Annotated in this window: 11 protein-coding genes; 5 read left to right on the forward strand and 6 right to left on the reverse strand. The window is 46.2% G+C overall.

The annotated features are described in order from the left end of the window. Positions 1–80: 80 nt before the first annotated feature. Both B7990_RS09300 and B7990_RS09305 read right to left on the reverse strand, forming a co-directional pair. Positions 81–506: an ACT domain-containing protein gene (locus B7990_RS09300; RefSeq protein WP_088640700.1), complete on the reverse strand. Its 426-nt coding sequence runs from the start codon at positions 504–506 to the stop codon at positions 81–83. Positions 507–520: 14 nt separating this feature from the next. Continuing rightward, a complete protein-coding gene (locus tag B7990_RS09305) occupies positions 521–1858 on the reverse strand; it encodes a phenylacetate--CoA ligase family protein (RefSeq protein ID WP_085491988.1) in 1338 nt (445 codons plus the stop codon). Positions 1859–2224: 366 nt separating this feature from the next. On the opposite strand from B7990_RS09305, the gene B7990_RS09310 reads away from it, so the two are divergent. Together B7990_RS09310 and B7990_RS09315 are read left to right on the forward strand one after the other, a co-directional pair. Then, positions 2225–4966 (forward strand): outer membrane protein assembly factor, encoded by a 2742-nt coding sequence (locus B7990_RS09310; protein WP_088640701.1) that lies wholly within the window; start codon positions 2225–2227, stop codon positions 4964–4966. A gap of 18 nt (positions 4967–4984) precedes the next feature. Beyond that, a complete protein-coding gene (locus B7990_RS09315; RefSeq protein ID WP_088640702.1) occupies positions 4985–5500 on the forward strand; it encodes an OmpH family outer membrane protein in 516 nt (171 codons plus the stop codon). A 121-nt stretch (positions 5501–5621) separates the two neighbouring features. Here B7990_RS09315 and recQ read toward each other — a convergent pair whose 3' ends face one another. From recQ to B7990_RS09335, 4 genes are read right to left on the reverse strand one after another with little or no spacing between them, the layout of a single operon-like run. Continuing rightward, positions 5622–7484 (reverse strand): DNA helicase RecQ, encoded by a 1863-nt coding sequence (recQ, locus tag B7990_RS09320; protein ID WP_088640703.1) that lies wholly within the window; start codon positions 7482–7484, stop codon positions 5622–5624. A 15-nt stretch (positions 7485–7499) separates the two neighbouring features. Continuing rightward, positions 7500–9551: a DUF262 domain-containing protein gene (locus B7990_RS09325; RefSeq protein WP_088640704.1), complete on the reverse strand. Its 2052-nt coding sequence runs from the start codon at positions 9549–9551 to the stop codon at positions 7500–7502. Continuing rightward, a complete protein-coding gene (locus tag B7990_RS09330; protein ID WP_088640705.1) occupies positions 9544–10905 on the reverse strand; it encodes a DUF262 domain-containing protein in 1362 nt (453 codons plus the stop codon). The genes B7990_RS09325 and B7990_RS09330 overlap by 8 nt, the downstream gene beginning before the upstream one ends. A gap of 18 nt (positions 10906–10923) precedes the next feature. Further along, on the reverse strand, positions 10924–12180 hold the full coding sequence (locus tag B7990_RS09335; RefSeq protein ID WP_088640706.1) for a restriction endonuclease: 1257 nt from the start codon (positions 12178–12180) through the stop codon (positions 10924–10926). Between the two features lie 360 nt (positions 12181–12540). Here B7990_RS09335 and B7990_RS09340 point away from each other — a divergent pair, with 360 nt between their 5' ends. From B7990_RS09340 to ettA, 3 genes are all read left to right on the forward strand, one after another. Beyond that, positions 12541–13185 carry a CatB-related O-acetyltransferase gene (locus B7990_RS09340; RefSeq protein ID WP_088640707.1) on the forward strand — a complete coding sequence of 215 codons (645 nt, stop codon included), beginning with the start codon at positions 12541–12543 and terminating at the stop codon, positions 13183–13185. 51 nt (positions 13186–13236) lie between these two features. Further along, entirely contained in the window at positions 13237–13674 is a 438-nt protein-coding gene (locus B7990_RS09345) for a hypothetical protein (RefSeq protein ID WP_088640708.1), read from the forward strand. 149 nt (positions 13675–13823) lie between these two features. Next, a complete protein-coding gene (gene ettA / locus B7990_RS09350) occupies positions 13824–15518 on the forward strand; it encodes an energy-dependent translational throttle protein EttA (RefSeq protein ID WP_088640709.1) in 1695 nt (564 codons plus the stop codon). The last annotated feature ends 283 nt before the right edge of the window (positions 15519–15801 follow it).

Raw genomic sequence — 15801 nt, forward strand, 5'->3', positions numbered from 1 at the left:
GGAAACCGTTTAGCTGTTTTTGTTTGTAAAGTTGCGCGCTGTTTAATCCGCGCGATTCGCGCATTCCGCGCGTTTGCGTTTTAGCCCAGCATTTCTGTGGTGCTGAGAGTCTTGAAGTTCTTTTCTTCCAAGACCTTGAGCGCCTTATCCGTATCGCTGAAGCGAAGAATCATGACGTTTGTTGCTGTCGAGCATTCGGACGGGTAGGCGTACATGTAGTCAATCTGCAAGTCGCCGAGAACGTCGAGAAGGTCTGCAAGACCGCCGACCTTATCTGCAACAGGGCATGCGACAACGTCAGTGACGGTTGCGCTGAGGCCAGCCTTGGCAAGCACATTGACAGCCTTTTCGGAATCGTTCACAATCAGGCGGATAAGGCCGAATTCGCCGGAATCGGCGAGCGTGAGCGAGAGGAGGTTGATGCCTGCATCAGCGAGCGAGCGGCAAACAGCCTGGAGGCGACCCGGGCGGTTCGACACGAAAACTGAAACCTGTGGAATTTTCATTTTTTTTCTCCTTCTTAAATCTTCTTTCTGTTGTCGATGACGCGCTTGGCCTTGCCTTCGCTACGCGGCAGAGAATCCGGTTCGCAGAGCGTGACAATCACGGAGATGCCGAGAATCTGTTCGATGGAGTGCTTGAACTTCTTGGAGAGCTGTTCCATATCGCTCATGGAGTCGCTCACCATGTCGCGAGAAACTTCAACCTTGACTTCGAGCGTGTCCATGTTGTTCTTGGTATCGAGTACAATCTGGTAGTGCGGCAAAGCCTTTTCGGCGCGGAGGAGAGCCGTTTCGATCTGGCTCGGGAACACGTTCACGCCACGCATGATGATCATGTCGTCGCTGCGGCGGCCAATGCGGCGGATACGGCGGATAGTACGGCCGCACTTGCACTTGGTCTTTTCGATAGCGGTGATGTCGCGGGTACGGTAGCGGAGGATCGGCATAGCGCGCTTGCTGAGCGTACTGATGACGAGTTCGCCTTCTTCGCCGTCCGGAAGCGGTTCGAGCGTTTCCGGGTCCACGATTTCGGGGTAGAAGTGGTCTTCGAAAATGTGGATGCCGTCGCGGCATTCGCATTCGCAACCCACGCCCGGGCCGACAATTTCAGAAAGACCGTAAATGTCGTAAGCCTTGATGCCCGTCTTTTCTTCGATGTAGTCGCGCATGCCGTCGCTCCACGGTTCTGCACCGAAGATGCCGCGCTTCACGTTCAACTTGGAAATATCGACGCCCATCTTTTCGGCAACGTCAATGATGCGGACAAAGTAGCTCGGGGTGCCACCGACTGCGGTCACGCCGAAGTCCTTCATGAGCATCACCTGGCGTTCGGTATTGCCGCCGCTAATCGGCACGACTGTTGCGCCGAGGGCTTCGAAACCGCCGTGAATGCCAAGGCCGCCAGTGAAGAGGCCGTAGCCGTAGAAGTTCTGCACAATGTCCGTGCTGCGGAAACCGCAGGCGAGGAGGCCACGCTTCACGACCTGTGCCCAGACTTCCATGTCTTCCTTGGTGTAACCGACAACGATCGGCTTACCGGTGGTGCCGGAGCTTGCGTGCAGGCGCACGACTTCGCTCATGTCCACGGCAAAGAGACCGTATGGATAGGTATCGCGCAAGTCCTTCTTCATGGAGAACGGAATCTTTACGATATCCTTTAAAGTCTTGATGTCTTCGGGCTTGACGCCCTTTTCGACCATGCGTTCGTGGAACAGCGGGACCTTCTCGTAGGCGAGCTTCACGGTTGCACGCAAACGCTGCAACTGCAATTCGCGTAATTTTTCTTCGGGCATAAAATCAAGCGCCATTTCGGGCAAGATTTTGTTTTCTTCGTCGTTCCAGGCTGTAGATCGCATAGTATCCTTCAATAGAGGGTGTAGGTTAAAATTTTTCGCCTTAAATATATATAATGCACTTGCGTTGCGTTTAATTTAGGAGCGTTTCTTTTTCTTTGCGAAAAGCGGCGCAATCCCTAGCCCATATATATGGGGTCCCCTTTGCGCATGGCGTAACACTTTCAGAAAGTGTAAAAATCGGGACTATATAACCCTTATTCCTTTATTGCCGTTTATTCGTCGGCTGTAAGCCTGTTTTTAAAAAACTCGTGTGGGCGGGGGAATGTAATTTTTGTATTTTTGGGCAGAAAATTTAAATAAACTGCTTATATAGGTAGGTCTATTCTGCGTTCTCGTTCGCTTTTATTTGTTCTTGCTTTGGTTGGTATGTCGAATGCCCAGCTGTTGGACATGTCGCAGATTTCCGACAAGTATATGGTTGAGAATAAGATCAACAAGATTCGTGTCGAAGGAACTCATCACATGGACGATCGTTCGGTTCTCGGGCGTATCGGTATCCGCACTGGGCAGAGCTATTCTCCGACGTCGCTTTCTGAGAAAGTTCAGAATTCGGTGAGTACGCTTTACGCTTCTGGGCTTTTTGATGATGTGACCGCCTGGGTGGATTACGTTGGTGACGATGGATCTTACGTGGACTTGGTGTTCAAGGTCAAGGAACTCCCGGCTCTTGACACTGCCATTTTGGATGGTTGCGATGAAGTTTCCGAAGACGATCTCCGCCTGAAAATCCACATGGTTACAGGTCAGGTCTATAGCAAGGCGCAGTTGGAACGTACGCGTCAGGCCATGCTCGACCATTACCGCTCCGAAGGGTTCCTCCTTGCCGAAGTTGGCTACCGCGAAGAACCGGTAGACGAATATCAGAACAAGGTGACCTTTGTGATTCGCGAAGGCAACAAGGTGCGTATCCGCGGTGTTGAAGTGAAGGGCAATGATCACGTGCCGGTCGAAGAAATCACGGACCACATGCTTTCGAAGGAAAACCAGTGGTGGGGCGGCGGCGAATTCAAGGAAAACGTCTTTGAAGCCGACCGCGATACCGTGCTTAATGTATTCCGTCATTTCGGTTTCTTGGATGCAGAACTCAATGATTACCGTGCCGAATACTTGCCGGATTCAACGTGCCTGTTCTACCTTGGACGCATGGTGCCAGTTGGAGAAAAGTTGGCTCCGCTTTACACGCAGTTGAACGAGGCTATGTCCGATTCGACGAACCCGCTTTACAAGATGGCGGGCAAGCCGACGATGGAAGTGACGCACTATTACAGAAACATGCGCAAGGCATCTGACAAGTATCCGCTTGCAAGACGCTTGCCTCAAGTCAAGGACGAGGAAGACGCCTGGAAGCTCCTGAATGACATTATCCGTTACGAGAGTGCCCGCAAGGAATGGATCGACTTGGTGTCGGACCGCAAGTGGAATAACCCAAAGATTGACTCCCTCCTCAAAATCAAGAAGCGCTCCGCTTACGAAAGCAAGCTCCTCGTGCGCTACATGATCGAGGACATGATCCCTGCGCTTTATAAGTATGATAACATCAAGACTTCTAGCGATATTATCGTTCACATCGACGTTACTGAAGGCCGTCGCTACTACATGGGTGGACTCCACTTTACAGGTAACGAAGTCCAGAGCGATATGATGCTCAATTACGTCTTCCGCCTAGATAGCGGAGCAGTGTTCGACCAGTATCTTTACGAAGCATCCCGCAAGGCTTTGCTCGATTCTTACCGTGAAGATGGCTACCTCTTTGCACAGTTCGATGAAGAAAGAACTTTTGAAAACGATTCCATCGTAAACCTCACCTACAAGATGAATGAGGGATTGCCGGCCCAGATCCACAAGGTGCATGTGCGTGGCAATACCAAGACAAACGAAAAGGTGATCCGCCGCGAAGTGCGCCTGTATCCGGGCGATACGTACCGCCAGTCTGCATTGGAACGCAGCTTCCGCGATATCATGCAGCTCAACTACTTCGACATGGTCGTGCCTGATATCAAGGTCGTTGGCGAACAGGAAGTGGACCTCGAATTCGCCGTGCAGGAAAAGCAGGCGGGTACTGGTCAGTTCAGCTTGGGCGTTTCTTATAGCGAAAGCGACGGCTTTGTGGGTACGGCAAGCGTGTCTATCCCGAACTGCTGCATGGGTGATGGCCAGCAGGCTGCTTTGAATCTCGAATACGGTGCTGACAAGAAGAGTGCAACAATCAGCTTTACTGAACCGTGGTTCCTCGACAAGCCGATTACGCTTGGTGCAAGCCTCAGCTACACTTGGTGGAACATGGAAAAGTATGATGATCCGGATATTACCCGTTACGGTGGTAGCATCTTTGCTGGTAAGCGTCTCAAGTGGCCGGATGACTACTTCTATGGACAAGTAGGGTATAGCTGGCTCATGAACGATCAGGGACCGAACATCAAGGATAGCTATGTGGTCTATACGGGTAAGGAATCTGCGTTCAACTTCCGCATCCAGCGTGACGACAAGAACCTGCCGCAGTTCCCGACGGATGGTTCCCGCTATGTGCTCGACGTGCAGTGGGCAAATGCCGCCTTTGGCAGTGACTTTGAATTCGTGAAGGCCGATCTCTCCATCAAGTGGTGGTTCCCGCTCTTCCGCGACCGCTTGACGATTGCCCTTACAAACGAATACGGTGTAATCTTTGGCGACAAGTTGCAGCACCGCACTCTGTATAGAATGGGTGGTGTGCTTGGCTATGATGGCATGCTCCGTGGCTATGGTGCAGGCTCTATCGGTAACAGCCGCCTGGGACGCAGCTACCAGTACGTTGGTGCTGAACTCCAGCTTGGCCTTGTCCCGCAGACATTCTACCTCTTGCCGTTCTTCTTTGATGCGGGTAACGTGTTCGGTGAACGTATCGATACGAATAACCGAATTGATAAGCCAAAGAAAAATCCGTTTAGTGAATGGGATCCGACGAAACTCAAGAAGGACATTGGCTTTGGTTTCCGTGTCGTAGTCCCGATGCTTGGCATTATCGGCTTCGATTTTGCATGGCCGCTCGATCCGGGTGAAGCTTACGATGGTACGCAGTACTCCAAGGTCGGCGATATGGAATTCAACTTTGTCATTGGTCAGGCTTTCTAACCTGATTGGAGGTGCTCTATGATTCGCAAGTTGATCGTTTTGTTTTCGGTAGTCTTTGCATGTGCAAGCTTTGCCGAGGATGGTCTTCGCATTGCCCATGTGGATTCAAAGATTATCTTTGACGGATACAAGGGCACCAGGAAGGCTCAGGAAGAATATGACCGTCAGGTGGCTAAGTGGGAACAGCAAGCGAACCTCTTGCAGAAGGAACTCGCTGCCATCAAGGAAAAGCTCGATAAGCAGGTCCTGATGCTTTCGGACGAAAAGAAACGCGAACTTGAAGCCGAATACAACAAGAAGGACACGGAACTCAAGTCGTTCATCGACCGCGTCTATGGCCGTAACGGAGAACTCATTACTGAAAACGAAAAGGTGAGTGCCCCGATTATCCAGCTCATCCGCAAGGCTGTGAACGAAATCGCGCTCCAGGAAGGCTATGACATGGTCATTGACCGTGCCACCGGCGCCGTCCTCTTCTGGAAAAAGGAAAACGACCTGACGAACAAGGTTCTGAACTACCTGAACAATAGATAGTTGCTGGAAGCGTCATCCTGAGCGAATGCATGATGCTCCGTCATCCTGAGGACTGTAAGGACGAAGGATCTAGTTAAATTTAATAGTGAATGTCCCGCAGTTTAGAATGCTGCGGGATTTTTTATTGCCTCATGTAATCGCAGATGGCGTCTACGAATTGCTGCCCGAATTTTCGGATTTTCATTTCGCCAAAGCCGAATACGTCTTGCAGCTCGTTTATGGAAATGGGCGCCTTGTAGGCGAGGTCTTTTAACGTACGGTCAGAAAGTACGACGTAGGCGGGCCAGTTGTTTTCATCGGCGATTTGCCTGCGGACTTTTCGCAGAGCTTCGAATAGGGAATTGTCTTCGTCGGAGTCTGAAGAGCGCGCGTAGGTTGTGCGTGTACTGCCGGCAGAAGTGCGCGAAAATGCCGCGCGACTGAATGATGTGCGGCTGCTTCTCGGCTTTGCGTCTTCTTTGGCTTCTATTTTTGCGGCGATGGCTAATTCTGCCGTTTTCTTCCCGAAGAGGACTTCGTTACCGCTCTCGGTGATTTTAAGGTGGTTGTTCTCGTTGTACGCGATTTCGATGTAGCCGAGTTGCAGCATTTGCAAAAGGTAATCGTGCCAATGCTTTAGCGTTGTCTTGCTGCCGACACCGAAAGTCTTGAGCTTGTCGTAACCCTTCTGGACAATCTCGTCGCTGAGCGTTCCCTTGAGGATGTCGGCGGTCATTGAAAAGCCGATATGCTCGCCGGTACGTTTTATGGCCGAGAGCGCCTTTTGCACGAGAATCGTGCCGTTGAAACGCTGTGGCGGGTGCTTGCAAATGTCGCAATTCCCGCAGTTGCTATTGTTGTTTTCGCCGAAGTAGTTGAGCAAAATGCGACGACGGCAAACCTGCGATTCGGCGTATTCCTGCATGCGGTCGAGCTTCTCGGAGTTGATGTCACGTTGGCCGCTTTCGTTTACAAATTTGCGGAGCGTGATGATATCCTGGAAATTGTAGAACAGCACCGTTTCGGAGGGGAGGCCGTCGCGGCCCGCGCGCCCAATCTCTTGATAAAAACTCTCGATGCTCTTGGGGAGATTGTAATGGATAACGTAACGGACGTTGCTTTTGTCGATGCCCATGCCAAAAGCGATTGTCGCGCACACGACATCGACATTGTCGTTGATGAAATCCTCTTGCACATTGTTGCGTTCTTCGGCGGTTAGCCCCGCATGGTAAGCTTTCGCGTAAACGCCAGCGTTGATGAGATCTTCGGCGACTTTCTCGGTGCTCTTGCGCGAAAGGCAATAGATGATTCCCGATTCGTGCTTGTGCTTTGAAATGATGGACAAAATGGCTTTCAGCTTTTCGGAAGCGGAATAACCGCGCCGCACATCGAGACTCAGATTCGGACGGTCGAACGAACTCACGAAAAGTCTAAAGTCGCGCAGGTTCAGCTGCCGGACAATATCTTCTTTTGTGAGCTTGTCTGCCGTTGCCGTCAGCGCCATAATTGTTGCGCTCGGGAACGCTTGGTGTAGCATGCCGAGCTGCGTGTATTCTGGACGGAAGTCGTGTCCCCATTGCGAAATGCAGTGCGCCTCGTCAATAGCGAACAGCGAAACGCTCAAGTGCTGTTGCATCCACGGAATTTCTCGCTGCAAACGCTCCGGCGAGATGTATAGAATCTTGGTTTGGCCCGCTTTACAACGCTGCCGGATGGCCGCGTTTTCACCTTCTTCGTTGTTGCTGTTCAGTGCATCTGCACCAATGCCATTTGCATTCAGCGCATCCACCTGGTCTTTCATCAGTGAAATCAACGGCGAAATAACGACCGTGATGCCTTTGAACAGCAAGGCTGGAATCTGGTAGCAAATGGACTTTCCGCCGCCAGTCGGCATCAGCACGAGCGCATCTTTCCGCGATACGACATGCTCGATGATTTCCTGTTGCATGGGGCGGAATGCATCGTAGCCAAAAACTGATTTTAAAATTTCGTGAGCGGTGGGCATTATTTTGAAATGGGTCTAAGAATTGTTTTCTACACGTAATACATTTTTCATTTTTTTATAATGGTCCTGAATTTCGTTTACTCCATTCTTGTCCATTAACAGTTTGCCTTCGTCCCATTCGGTATAAGCCATCATGATTCGTTGCTTGATACTGTCAAGATTTTCGCTTTGCTCATAATGTTCTTTTTTGGCGAGAGGCATATAATTGCTCAATCGAGAATTCTTTGAATTGCTGATTAGGCAAAGGTTGCCAAAGCAATCAAGATTGTCTTTACTGATTTTGTAATCGTTACCTTCAATGGGGTTTTGCGGATAATAGTGTTCCACAGAACTTCTGAATGTGAATTCAAATGAGGCTATTCTTGAATCATTTCTTAATTTTTCATTGTCACCGATAACATCAAATGCTGATTTTGTGGTCCTGAAATTTTGCCAAAGCAAATAATCCAGATAGTTGAAAATGAAGTTTTCTACAGCTGTTCCTGCGTTTAATGCATCTATGTATAATTGATTATTGTCAATGTTTTGAACATTGCAGGAATTTTTATAAATAATTTCAAAGTAATCTAGTGGTGATTTTGACAGGAAACGATCTCGTAAGAACGCTTCAGCCATCTTTTCCAAATATTCTTTGTAGGCTTGTGCTGTAATCGGTTCTGACTGTTCAAAACACCATTTTAAAGCGCCGTTTAGCCAGTGCTTATACACAAGAGTTGGCGTGGAAACGTGGAACATCGAAAGTAACATTATGATTTCGCGATTTTCTTCGCTTTCAATATCGGGATTTGATGTATCGCTAAATGTTCCGACATATGAATAAGAACGTTTTTTGTCTTCGGAATGAGCTCTTTTTTTGCTTTCGTAAATACGAACGCGCTTTAAGCTCCATCGATCGCTTCCACCGACAAATTCACGTTTGATAATGTACTTGTCGTAAAGGTATTTCATTTTCAGAAGGTTATAGCCGAACTCTTTGACAAACTGTTGATTTGCCTCAGGGTTGTCTGATTTTACGTAAGGCTTGAACAAATCGAGCAAACGCTTGTCGTCTAGAGGAATGTCTGTTTTTGTTTGAATGCGTAAAACATGAAGCAGAAAATTTGAGAAATTGATAACGGTGTTAAAACGGACGTTTGTATCTTCGTTATCTTCTTCTTTTACGCTGATATTGGCGTCATTTTTTGCAATGGCTTCGAGACTTTCTTCGCTTTCACTTTCTTCATTTGAGTTGTGAAGATTCTCGTAAACATGCTCAGGGTTGTTGTCTAGAACATCCCATAGGTTTCCGTCTTTTTCATTGCCTCCGAAAATAGCGTTGCGCTCGTTTTTAGAAAAGCCATATTGAATATAGCGTTCCATATTGGCCGCTGCTTCCCAAATTTTATTGAAGGCTACGCGGTCTTTCACATTGAGGCTTTTTAAACATTGAGCCTTGAGAACTTCGTGCTTTTCAAGCTGTTCTCCACGGCTGTTCATGATTTCAAAATAATGGTTCAAGTCAGTATCGCGTGGAACTGGAACTCGTAAAATGTAGACTTGATTTGCTAAGTATTTAACAAAGTCCTTTTCTTTAAGATTCTTTTCTTTTAGAATTTGCGATAAGGCTTTTTCTGCATCACGATAACCTTGTATGATGTTCATGTTTGGGTTATCGTATGATTGCTTATCCAAATTAGAAAGAAGCTTTAGCGATTCTGTGGATCTTGGGCGACTTGCAAAAGACAATATATTCCCGCGGAACCAACCTAATTCATTATGGAACCAATCTAAATCTTTATTTTTATTGTATAAGAGATTTAGAATGATGCTTAATGTGGTTAGTCTTTGCTGGCCGTCTATTGTTTCATAAATGGTTTCGTAATCGTCCTTACGTTCGTAAACAATTAGTGTTCCGATGTAATAATTGCAATTACTTTTATCTTTTGCATAGTCCGCAATGTCTAAAATTAGCTGACGGATTTGAGGCTCTGTCCAAGCATAGTCTCGTTGATAAATTGGAATCTCGTAACGGATTTTTTCTTCTTCAAAAAGGGTCTTGATTGACAATGGTGTGAGATTGTTAGCCATTATAATAACCTAATGTTTTAAATTTCGCAATAATTTTTTCTTCTTTGGTTGCTTTGGTATCAGAAAGAGTGCCCAATTCTACATTTAAAATATCCTGTGGATTGTTTGCGTCTCGGATTATTTTAAACATCGCAATCTGTGAATGTCCCAAATTTAATGCGTAGTTGTCCATTGATTCAATGTCGACACTATGCAACTTTAATCGTAGTGTATAAGCCCAAATAAACAGTTTCTCTACAATGCGATCGATGTTTTTTTGACCGAATTTATCGATATAGTCAATTAGGGCGCAATAGAATAGATTGCGTACATAACGGTCTCCAGTCCTGTTATATCCATCATAATTATGTATAATGTTTAGAATTTCATGTGATCTGTTGCTTTCTATTTCTTCACGCATTTGGGCGTAATGGGATACATATTCGAAGAAACGTTTCCCATTGATGATTACCTGATCAATCTGAAATGGAAAATCGAATGATTCATGCAAAATTTTGGAATGGCAAGATGAATTGAATTCGTCAACGTAATAATGGGCGATTCGATAAAGTTTTGTGTATGGGAAGTCTTCTTCAAGATTTGGGCTGATGCCTTTGAATGTGTCTACATCGTCTTTCGTAAAGTACCGCGCTGATAGATCGCGACCCCAGTTTTTGATGCGATAAAGGTATTGTGAGAATAAACTGGACAACTCGCTGGGTTCCATGTTTTCCCATTTCTTTACGGCATTTAATCGCTCTTGTTCCGTAGAGGAATTGTTCATTTCGCGTAAGTGATAGGCTTTCAACAAATCGTGCGGTTCCAAATCCTTGCCGCGAGCATTTTGAGAATCGAAAAACTGGAATGCTTCTGAAACGTCGTCAATTACAATTTTCACGAATTGGCATTGATTAAAGAAGAATTTTAAGAAATCTGCTTTTTCTAAATCAGATTTTCTACGTTCCATAGCCTTGAAATTCTTCTGGATATTTTGCTTAGTAATAACATTGGAAAACTTAAGCGTTGATTGGGGCTTGAAACTATTGATGGAATCGCCTCGTAAGAATACATGTCTTTGCAGGTCGTTGTTTTCTTCGATAAGAGGTAATATTTTGATAGCGAGAAGAAATAATGTTATTGTTCTTTGCTGTCCATCGACAATATCAAGTTTTCCTTCTTCCTTGTTATTGTGGATGACGAGTGTTCCGATGCGGTAGGCGGATTTGTCAAGGTTATCGCGAATGTCGTCAATAAGCTGATTGACATTTTTTTCCGTCCATTTGTACGGACGCTGGTATTCAGGAATCCGCAAATTTGGAATGGCTAGTAATTGCTTGACTGAAATAATTTCTGGTTTTAAAATAGTTTCACTCATCGGGCGCCTGTATAAAAATCAGTTTTTCGTGTATTTACCGTCTTCGGTTCTTTGAATTTTTTCAAGATTCCATAGCCAAAGCAGGCGGAAAGAGGCTTGTGCGTTTGTTGTCCAGCCGACATTGTAGTTGTCAACGAAATAGTTAGATAAGTCTTTGTCTGAAATCGGTTCGCTAGAGTTTTCTATTAAGGACATGGCTTCTTCAATACCGAAAATTCGGTCTTTCATAATTTCAAAAACTTTTGCCTTAGATGGTGCTTTGAGTAATTCTTCTGCGGTACTTGTTAATTTGAATGATTTGTTTACTAGCTGAGCTAATCCAAGGTTGGCAAAAATATTTCTCATGTAGCTCGTTATGGTTTTATCACTGTTTACATTTTCAAAATGGTTTTTAAACCATTTTATTAGAGCTTCCTTTGATAAAGGTTTGTCCTTTAATGCGTTTAGGATGTCTAATAATGATTCGTAATAATGGTCTATTCCACCAGGCAGAGGCCAAATAGCTTTCTTTTTGGCCGTTTCTATTTGTGTGTCGCCGCTTTCGAGATTATCAAAATAGTCTTCATCGATAGAAATCAATTCCGTTGTTTTTGTTTTTATGCCGATATGGTATTTGATTAAAAGATCTAGAAGCATTTCTCCATTAACAAGAGATATAGGTACTTTGTTTTTTGCTGCGGCTTCTTCTTTTGCGGCCTTTGTGAAATCTGCTGTTGTAATGATTAATCCTCGTTGGTCTGTTTCTGCTGCTCCACGTAATTCTCTTACTACGCTATCACTAACATTGTTGGCGTAACGTTTTACTTGAACCGCTGTTTTTACATTTGTAAAACCGTAGACTGTTAGAACCGCTTTGACATCAATGCCCCCGTCTCCGGAGCGTTTTGTGACTTCGACATTTTCGTAGCCGAGTTTTTCAAGTAAATCACCAATCAGATGTTCAAAAATGAACGGATCTATATTAAGTAGGCGCTCTTGTAGTGCGCCAATTTGAGCTCTGTTATACTCTTGAATAATTTGCTCTGGGGCTTTTTCTTTATTTGATGATGTAGCCGCAGTGAAAATGCCTTTGCCTACTTTAACGAAAGGAGATTTGTCTCCATTTTTCTTTATATCTGTATAGATTTGGGCTCCCATTGTTGCTTCTGGTGTTTCACCAGATGTCTTAATGAGGTTTTGTTCTGTTGCCGCCTTGTAAATTTCAGAGACAGACATTGGATGTCTTGTTTCTTGGAGAATCTTGAGTGCTGCAGATTTGAAGGAAAGTAATGGCATATTTTTCTCTGCTTGATATTTTTTTTCAAATATACATCATGTTGCTGTCATAAAATTTCAAAAATCAAAAAATCTTTACAGCCCCAGTACCTTTCTCCTTTTCGAAATCTGTTTTCCGAGTTTTTCCATAATAATAGCTCCAATATCAACCATTAATTCAATACGAAATACATTGAAATCTGCAATGTCTACTAAGACTTCTCAATATTCGATACTTAGAGGGGACGTTTTTTGGGGGGGGCATGGAGAATCAAAAGCTCTTTTTCGCTATATTGGGTAGTGATTGGGTAGGATTGGGTAGTTTCTTGATCCTCAAAATCAGTTTTAAATTTTTGCTTATATTTGTTAATAGAGGTCCCTATGTCAAACATACTCCCTGATCCGATGACGGTCCACCCGATTGCGGGCTACGACAAGGAAATTTACGTGAAGCCGACGCTCAAAAATCCGCAGATTGTCGTGGGTGATTTCACTTACATTGCCGATAGCGATTTCGAAAGTCATGTGACGCATCTGTATCCGTGGAATGGTGATAAGTTGATTATCGGAAAGTTCAGCCAGATTGCTGCAGGCGTGGAGTTCGTGATGAATGGCGCGAACCATCAGATGAACGCGGTTTCGACTTTTCCGTTCTACACATTGCAAGGCTGGAATATGGAGCCTCCTGCCAAAGAAAATTTGCCGCTCAAGGGCGATACGGTGATTGGAAACGATGTGTGGATTGGGCAGAACGCTGTGATTTTGCCGGGTGTGCATATTGGCGATGGGGCAATCATCGGCGCGAATGCGGTTGTGGGGAGCGATGTGGATCCTTACACGATTGTGGTGGGGAATCCGGCGCAGTTTATACGAAATCGTTTCGATGAGGAATTGACGGCGCTTATGCTCGAGTGGAAATGGTGGGATAAGCCTGTCGAAGAGATCAATGCGCTGATTCCGATTCTCTCGAATCCGGACTTGGCTTTTGTCAAGGCGAAAATCGAGGAATACCTTGCGAATGCTTGAGTGGCGTTGTAGAGCGTGTGTTGTTGTGATTTATGAAAGGGTGTCTTGAAAATGAATATTTTTGATAAAGTAAGTGTATTTGATTTGAAAAAAGCAGGCTTAATAAATCTCGCTGTTGGCGGGATAAATGTGCTCATCCATATTTCTGTAATCGCGGGCTTGTTGCCTTATATGTGGGTGAATGGCGGCCGGACTGAAAGTTATGAAATGGCTTGTTCTATTTCTACTTCAAGTATTGTGGTGACCCTAATTGGCATGATTATAACGCTTGTGGGGGCGAAAATTATTCCTGTGAAATTCAATCGCTTTTGGGGAATTGCCTTTACGGTGTTTTTGGTGGCGATGCTGCCGCTTGCTTTTGTGGGGATTGTTCAGCAGTTTTTGGGAACTTTGTTTGAAAAATGCTTCTGTAGTATCCTTACGATTGCTGGGTTCTTGACATCTTTCCGAATTGCGTTTGAAAAGCGCTGGCCCCCAAAGAAAGGCTAAAAATATTTCTATATTGAATACAACGAAAAAAAGGAAAAATAACTGGATCCTTCACATTCGTTCAGGATGACTTCGTCCTGAAAAAACTTTTAACCTTATACCTCAATGGACCGAAGGTCCGCGCATCTTCGAAGCGAAAAGAGTAAAATATGGCCGAACAAAACAAAGCAGAAAAATTCGTTTTCTACATGTACAAAATGACCAAGTCCTATCCACCTAACAAAGAGGTGCTGAAGGACATTTCTTTGAGCTTCTACTATGGCGCAAAGATTGGTATTATCGGCCAGAACGGTGCCGGTAAGTCAACGCTTCTCCGCATCATGGCGGGTATCGACAAGGAATTCCAAGGCGAAGCTTGGATTGAACCGGGCCGCACCGCAGGTTACTTGCCGCAGGAACCGCAGCTTGACCCGAACTTGACCGTCAAGGAAAACGTGATGCAGGCTGTTGCTAAAAAGCAGGCCGTGCTCGACCGCTTCAACGAAATTTCCATGAAGTTTGCTGAACCGATGGAAGACGACGAGATGAACAAGCTCCTCGACGAACAGGCTAAGCTTCAGGACATTATCGACGCTCAGGATTTGTGGAGCCTCGATCGCAATATTGAAATTGCAATGGATGCTCTCCGTTGCCCGCCGGGTGATTGGCCGGTGACGAACCTTTCCGGTGGTGAAAAGCGCCGCGTGGCTCTCTGCCGCTTGCTCCTCGAAGAACCGGATTTGTTGCTCCTTGACGAACCGACGAACCACTTGGATGCCGAAACGGTTGCATGGCTCGAACGCCACCTCCGCGAATACAAGGGTTCCGTGATTCTCGTGACGCATGACCGTTACTTCCTTGACAACGTAACGAACTGGATTTTGGAAATTGACCGCGGTCGCGGCATTCCTTGGGAAGGCAATTACGCCCAGTGGCTGGACCAGAAGCTTGAACGCATGAAGAACGAAGAAAAGGGTGAATCTGACCGTCAGAAGCGCCTCGCTCGTGAACAGGAATGGGTCAAGCAGAGTCCGAAGGCTCGCCAGGCAAAGAGCAAGGCTCGTCTCAAGGCTTACGAAGAACTCTTGGCCGAAGATTCCAAGGAACAGATCAAGGTGGCTCAAATCCACATTGCAAACGGCAAGCGCTTGGGCGATGTCGTCATTCAGGCGGAACATTTGCAGAAGGCCTTTGGCGAAAAGGTGCTGTTCGACGATTTGAACTTCAGCTTGCCGCGTTCGGGCATCGTGGGCATTATCGGTCCGAACGGTGCTGGTAAGACAACTTTGTTCAAGATGATTATGGGCCAGGAAAAGCCCGATGGCGGTACGCTCAAGATTGGCGAAACTGTCGAAATCATCAGCATGGAACAGGGCCGCGAAAGTTTGGACGATTCCAAGACGGTTTGTGAATCCATCACGGGTGGCAATGATGAAATCTTGGTGGGCGACCGCAAGATGAACGGACGCGCTTACTGCGGTCTCTTCAACTTCACGGGTGCCGCCCAGCAGAAAAAGCTCTCGCAGCTCTCCGGTGGTGAACGTAACCGTGTGCTTATGGCAAAGAACTTGCAGAAGCCGGGCAACCTCTTGTTCCTAGACGAACCGACGAACGACTTGGATATCGAAACATTGCAGGCTTTGGAACAGGCTATCCTCAAGTTCGCAGGCTGCGCCGTGATCATCTCGCATGACCGCTGGTTCCTCGACCGTATCGCCACGCACATCCTCGCTTACGAAGGTGATTCGAAGGTCGTGTGGTTCGAAGGCAACTGGAGCGAATACGAAGCTGATCGTCGCAAGCGCCTCGGCGAAGACGCTGACAATCCGAAGCCGATCAAGTACAAGACACTCAAGCGTGACTAAAAAACGGGACTCGAAAGAGTCCCTTTTTAATTATTTGCTGCTGCGGCTAGAAATTATTTTTGGTTTAAATGATGCCGTTCAAGGACTTGTCTTTTTGCGATGTTCTTTGCTACCTCAAGCATTTTGTCTCCGGCAAGGTCTAGTGCTGCGGCTTCCTTGAAGTCGAGCTTGACGTTTGCCTTGTTTGCATCGATGACTGTCTGAAACTTGTAAAAGACCTATGCTGATGATGGATATGATAATGGCGGTTGCGATAAAAACGACTTTGTTGATGAATTGAACT

Source organism: Fibrobacter sp. UWB4 (genome assembly GCF_002210345.1).
Taxonomy (GTDB): domain Bacteria; phylum Fibrobacterota; class Fibrobacteria; order Fibrobacterales; family Fibrobacteraceae; genus Fibrobacter.

Excerpts from the sequence above, each read along its gene's own strand:
- B7990_RS09300 (WP_088640700.1), bottom strand. The coding sequence starts at position 506 with ATGAAAATTCCACAGGTTTCAGTTTTCGTGTCGAACCGCCCGGGTCGC.
- B7990_RS09305 (WP_085491988.1), bottom strand. The coding sequence starts at position 1,858 with ATGCGATCTACAGCCTGGAACGACGAAGAAAACAAAATCTTGCCCGAA.
- B7990_RS09310 (WP_088640701.1), top strand. The coding sequence starts at position 2,225 with ATGTCGAATGCCCAGCTGTTGGACATGTCGCAGATTTCCGACAAGTAT.
- B7990_RS09315 (WP_088640702.1), top strand. The coding sequence starts at position 4,985 with ATGATTCGCAAGTTGATCGTTTTGTTTTCGGTAGTCTTTGCATGTGCA.
- recQ (WP_088640703.1), bottom strand. The coding sequence starts at position 7,484 with ATGCCCACCGCTCACGAAATTTTAAAATCAGTTTTTGGCTACGATGCA.
- B7990_RS09325 (WP_088640704.1), bottom strand. The coding sequence starts at position 9,551 with ATGGCTAACAATCTCACACCATTGTCAATCAAGACCCTTTTTGAAGAA.
- B7990_RS09330 (WP_088640705.1), bottom strand. The coding sequence starts at position 10,905 with ATGAGTGAAACTATTTTAAAACCAGAAATTATTTCAGTCAAGCAATTA.
- B7990_RS09335 (WP_088640706.1), bottom strand. The coding sequence starts at position 12,180 with ATGCCATTACTTTCCTTCAAATCTGCAGCACTCAAGATTCTCCAAGAA.
- B7990_RS09340 (WP_088640707.1), top strand. The coding sequence starts at position 12,541 with ATGTCAAACATACTCCCTGATCCGATGACGGTCCACCCGATTGCGGGC.
- B7990_RS09345 (WP_088640708.1), top strand. The coding sequence starts at position 13,237 with ATGAATATTTTTGATAAAGTAAGTGTATTTGATTTGAAAAAAGCAGGC.
- ettA (WP_088640709.1), top strand. The coding sequence starts at position 13,824 with ATGGCCGAACAAAACAAAGCAGAAAAATTCGTTTTCTACATGTACAAA.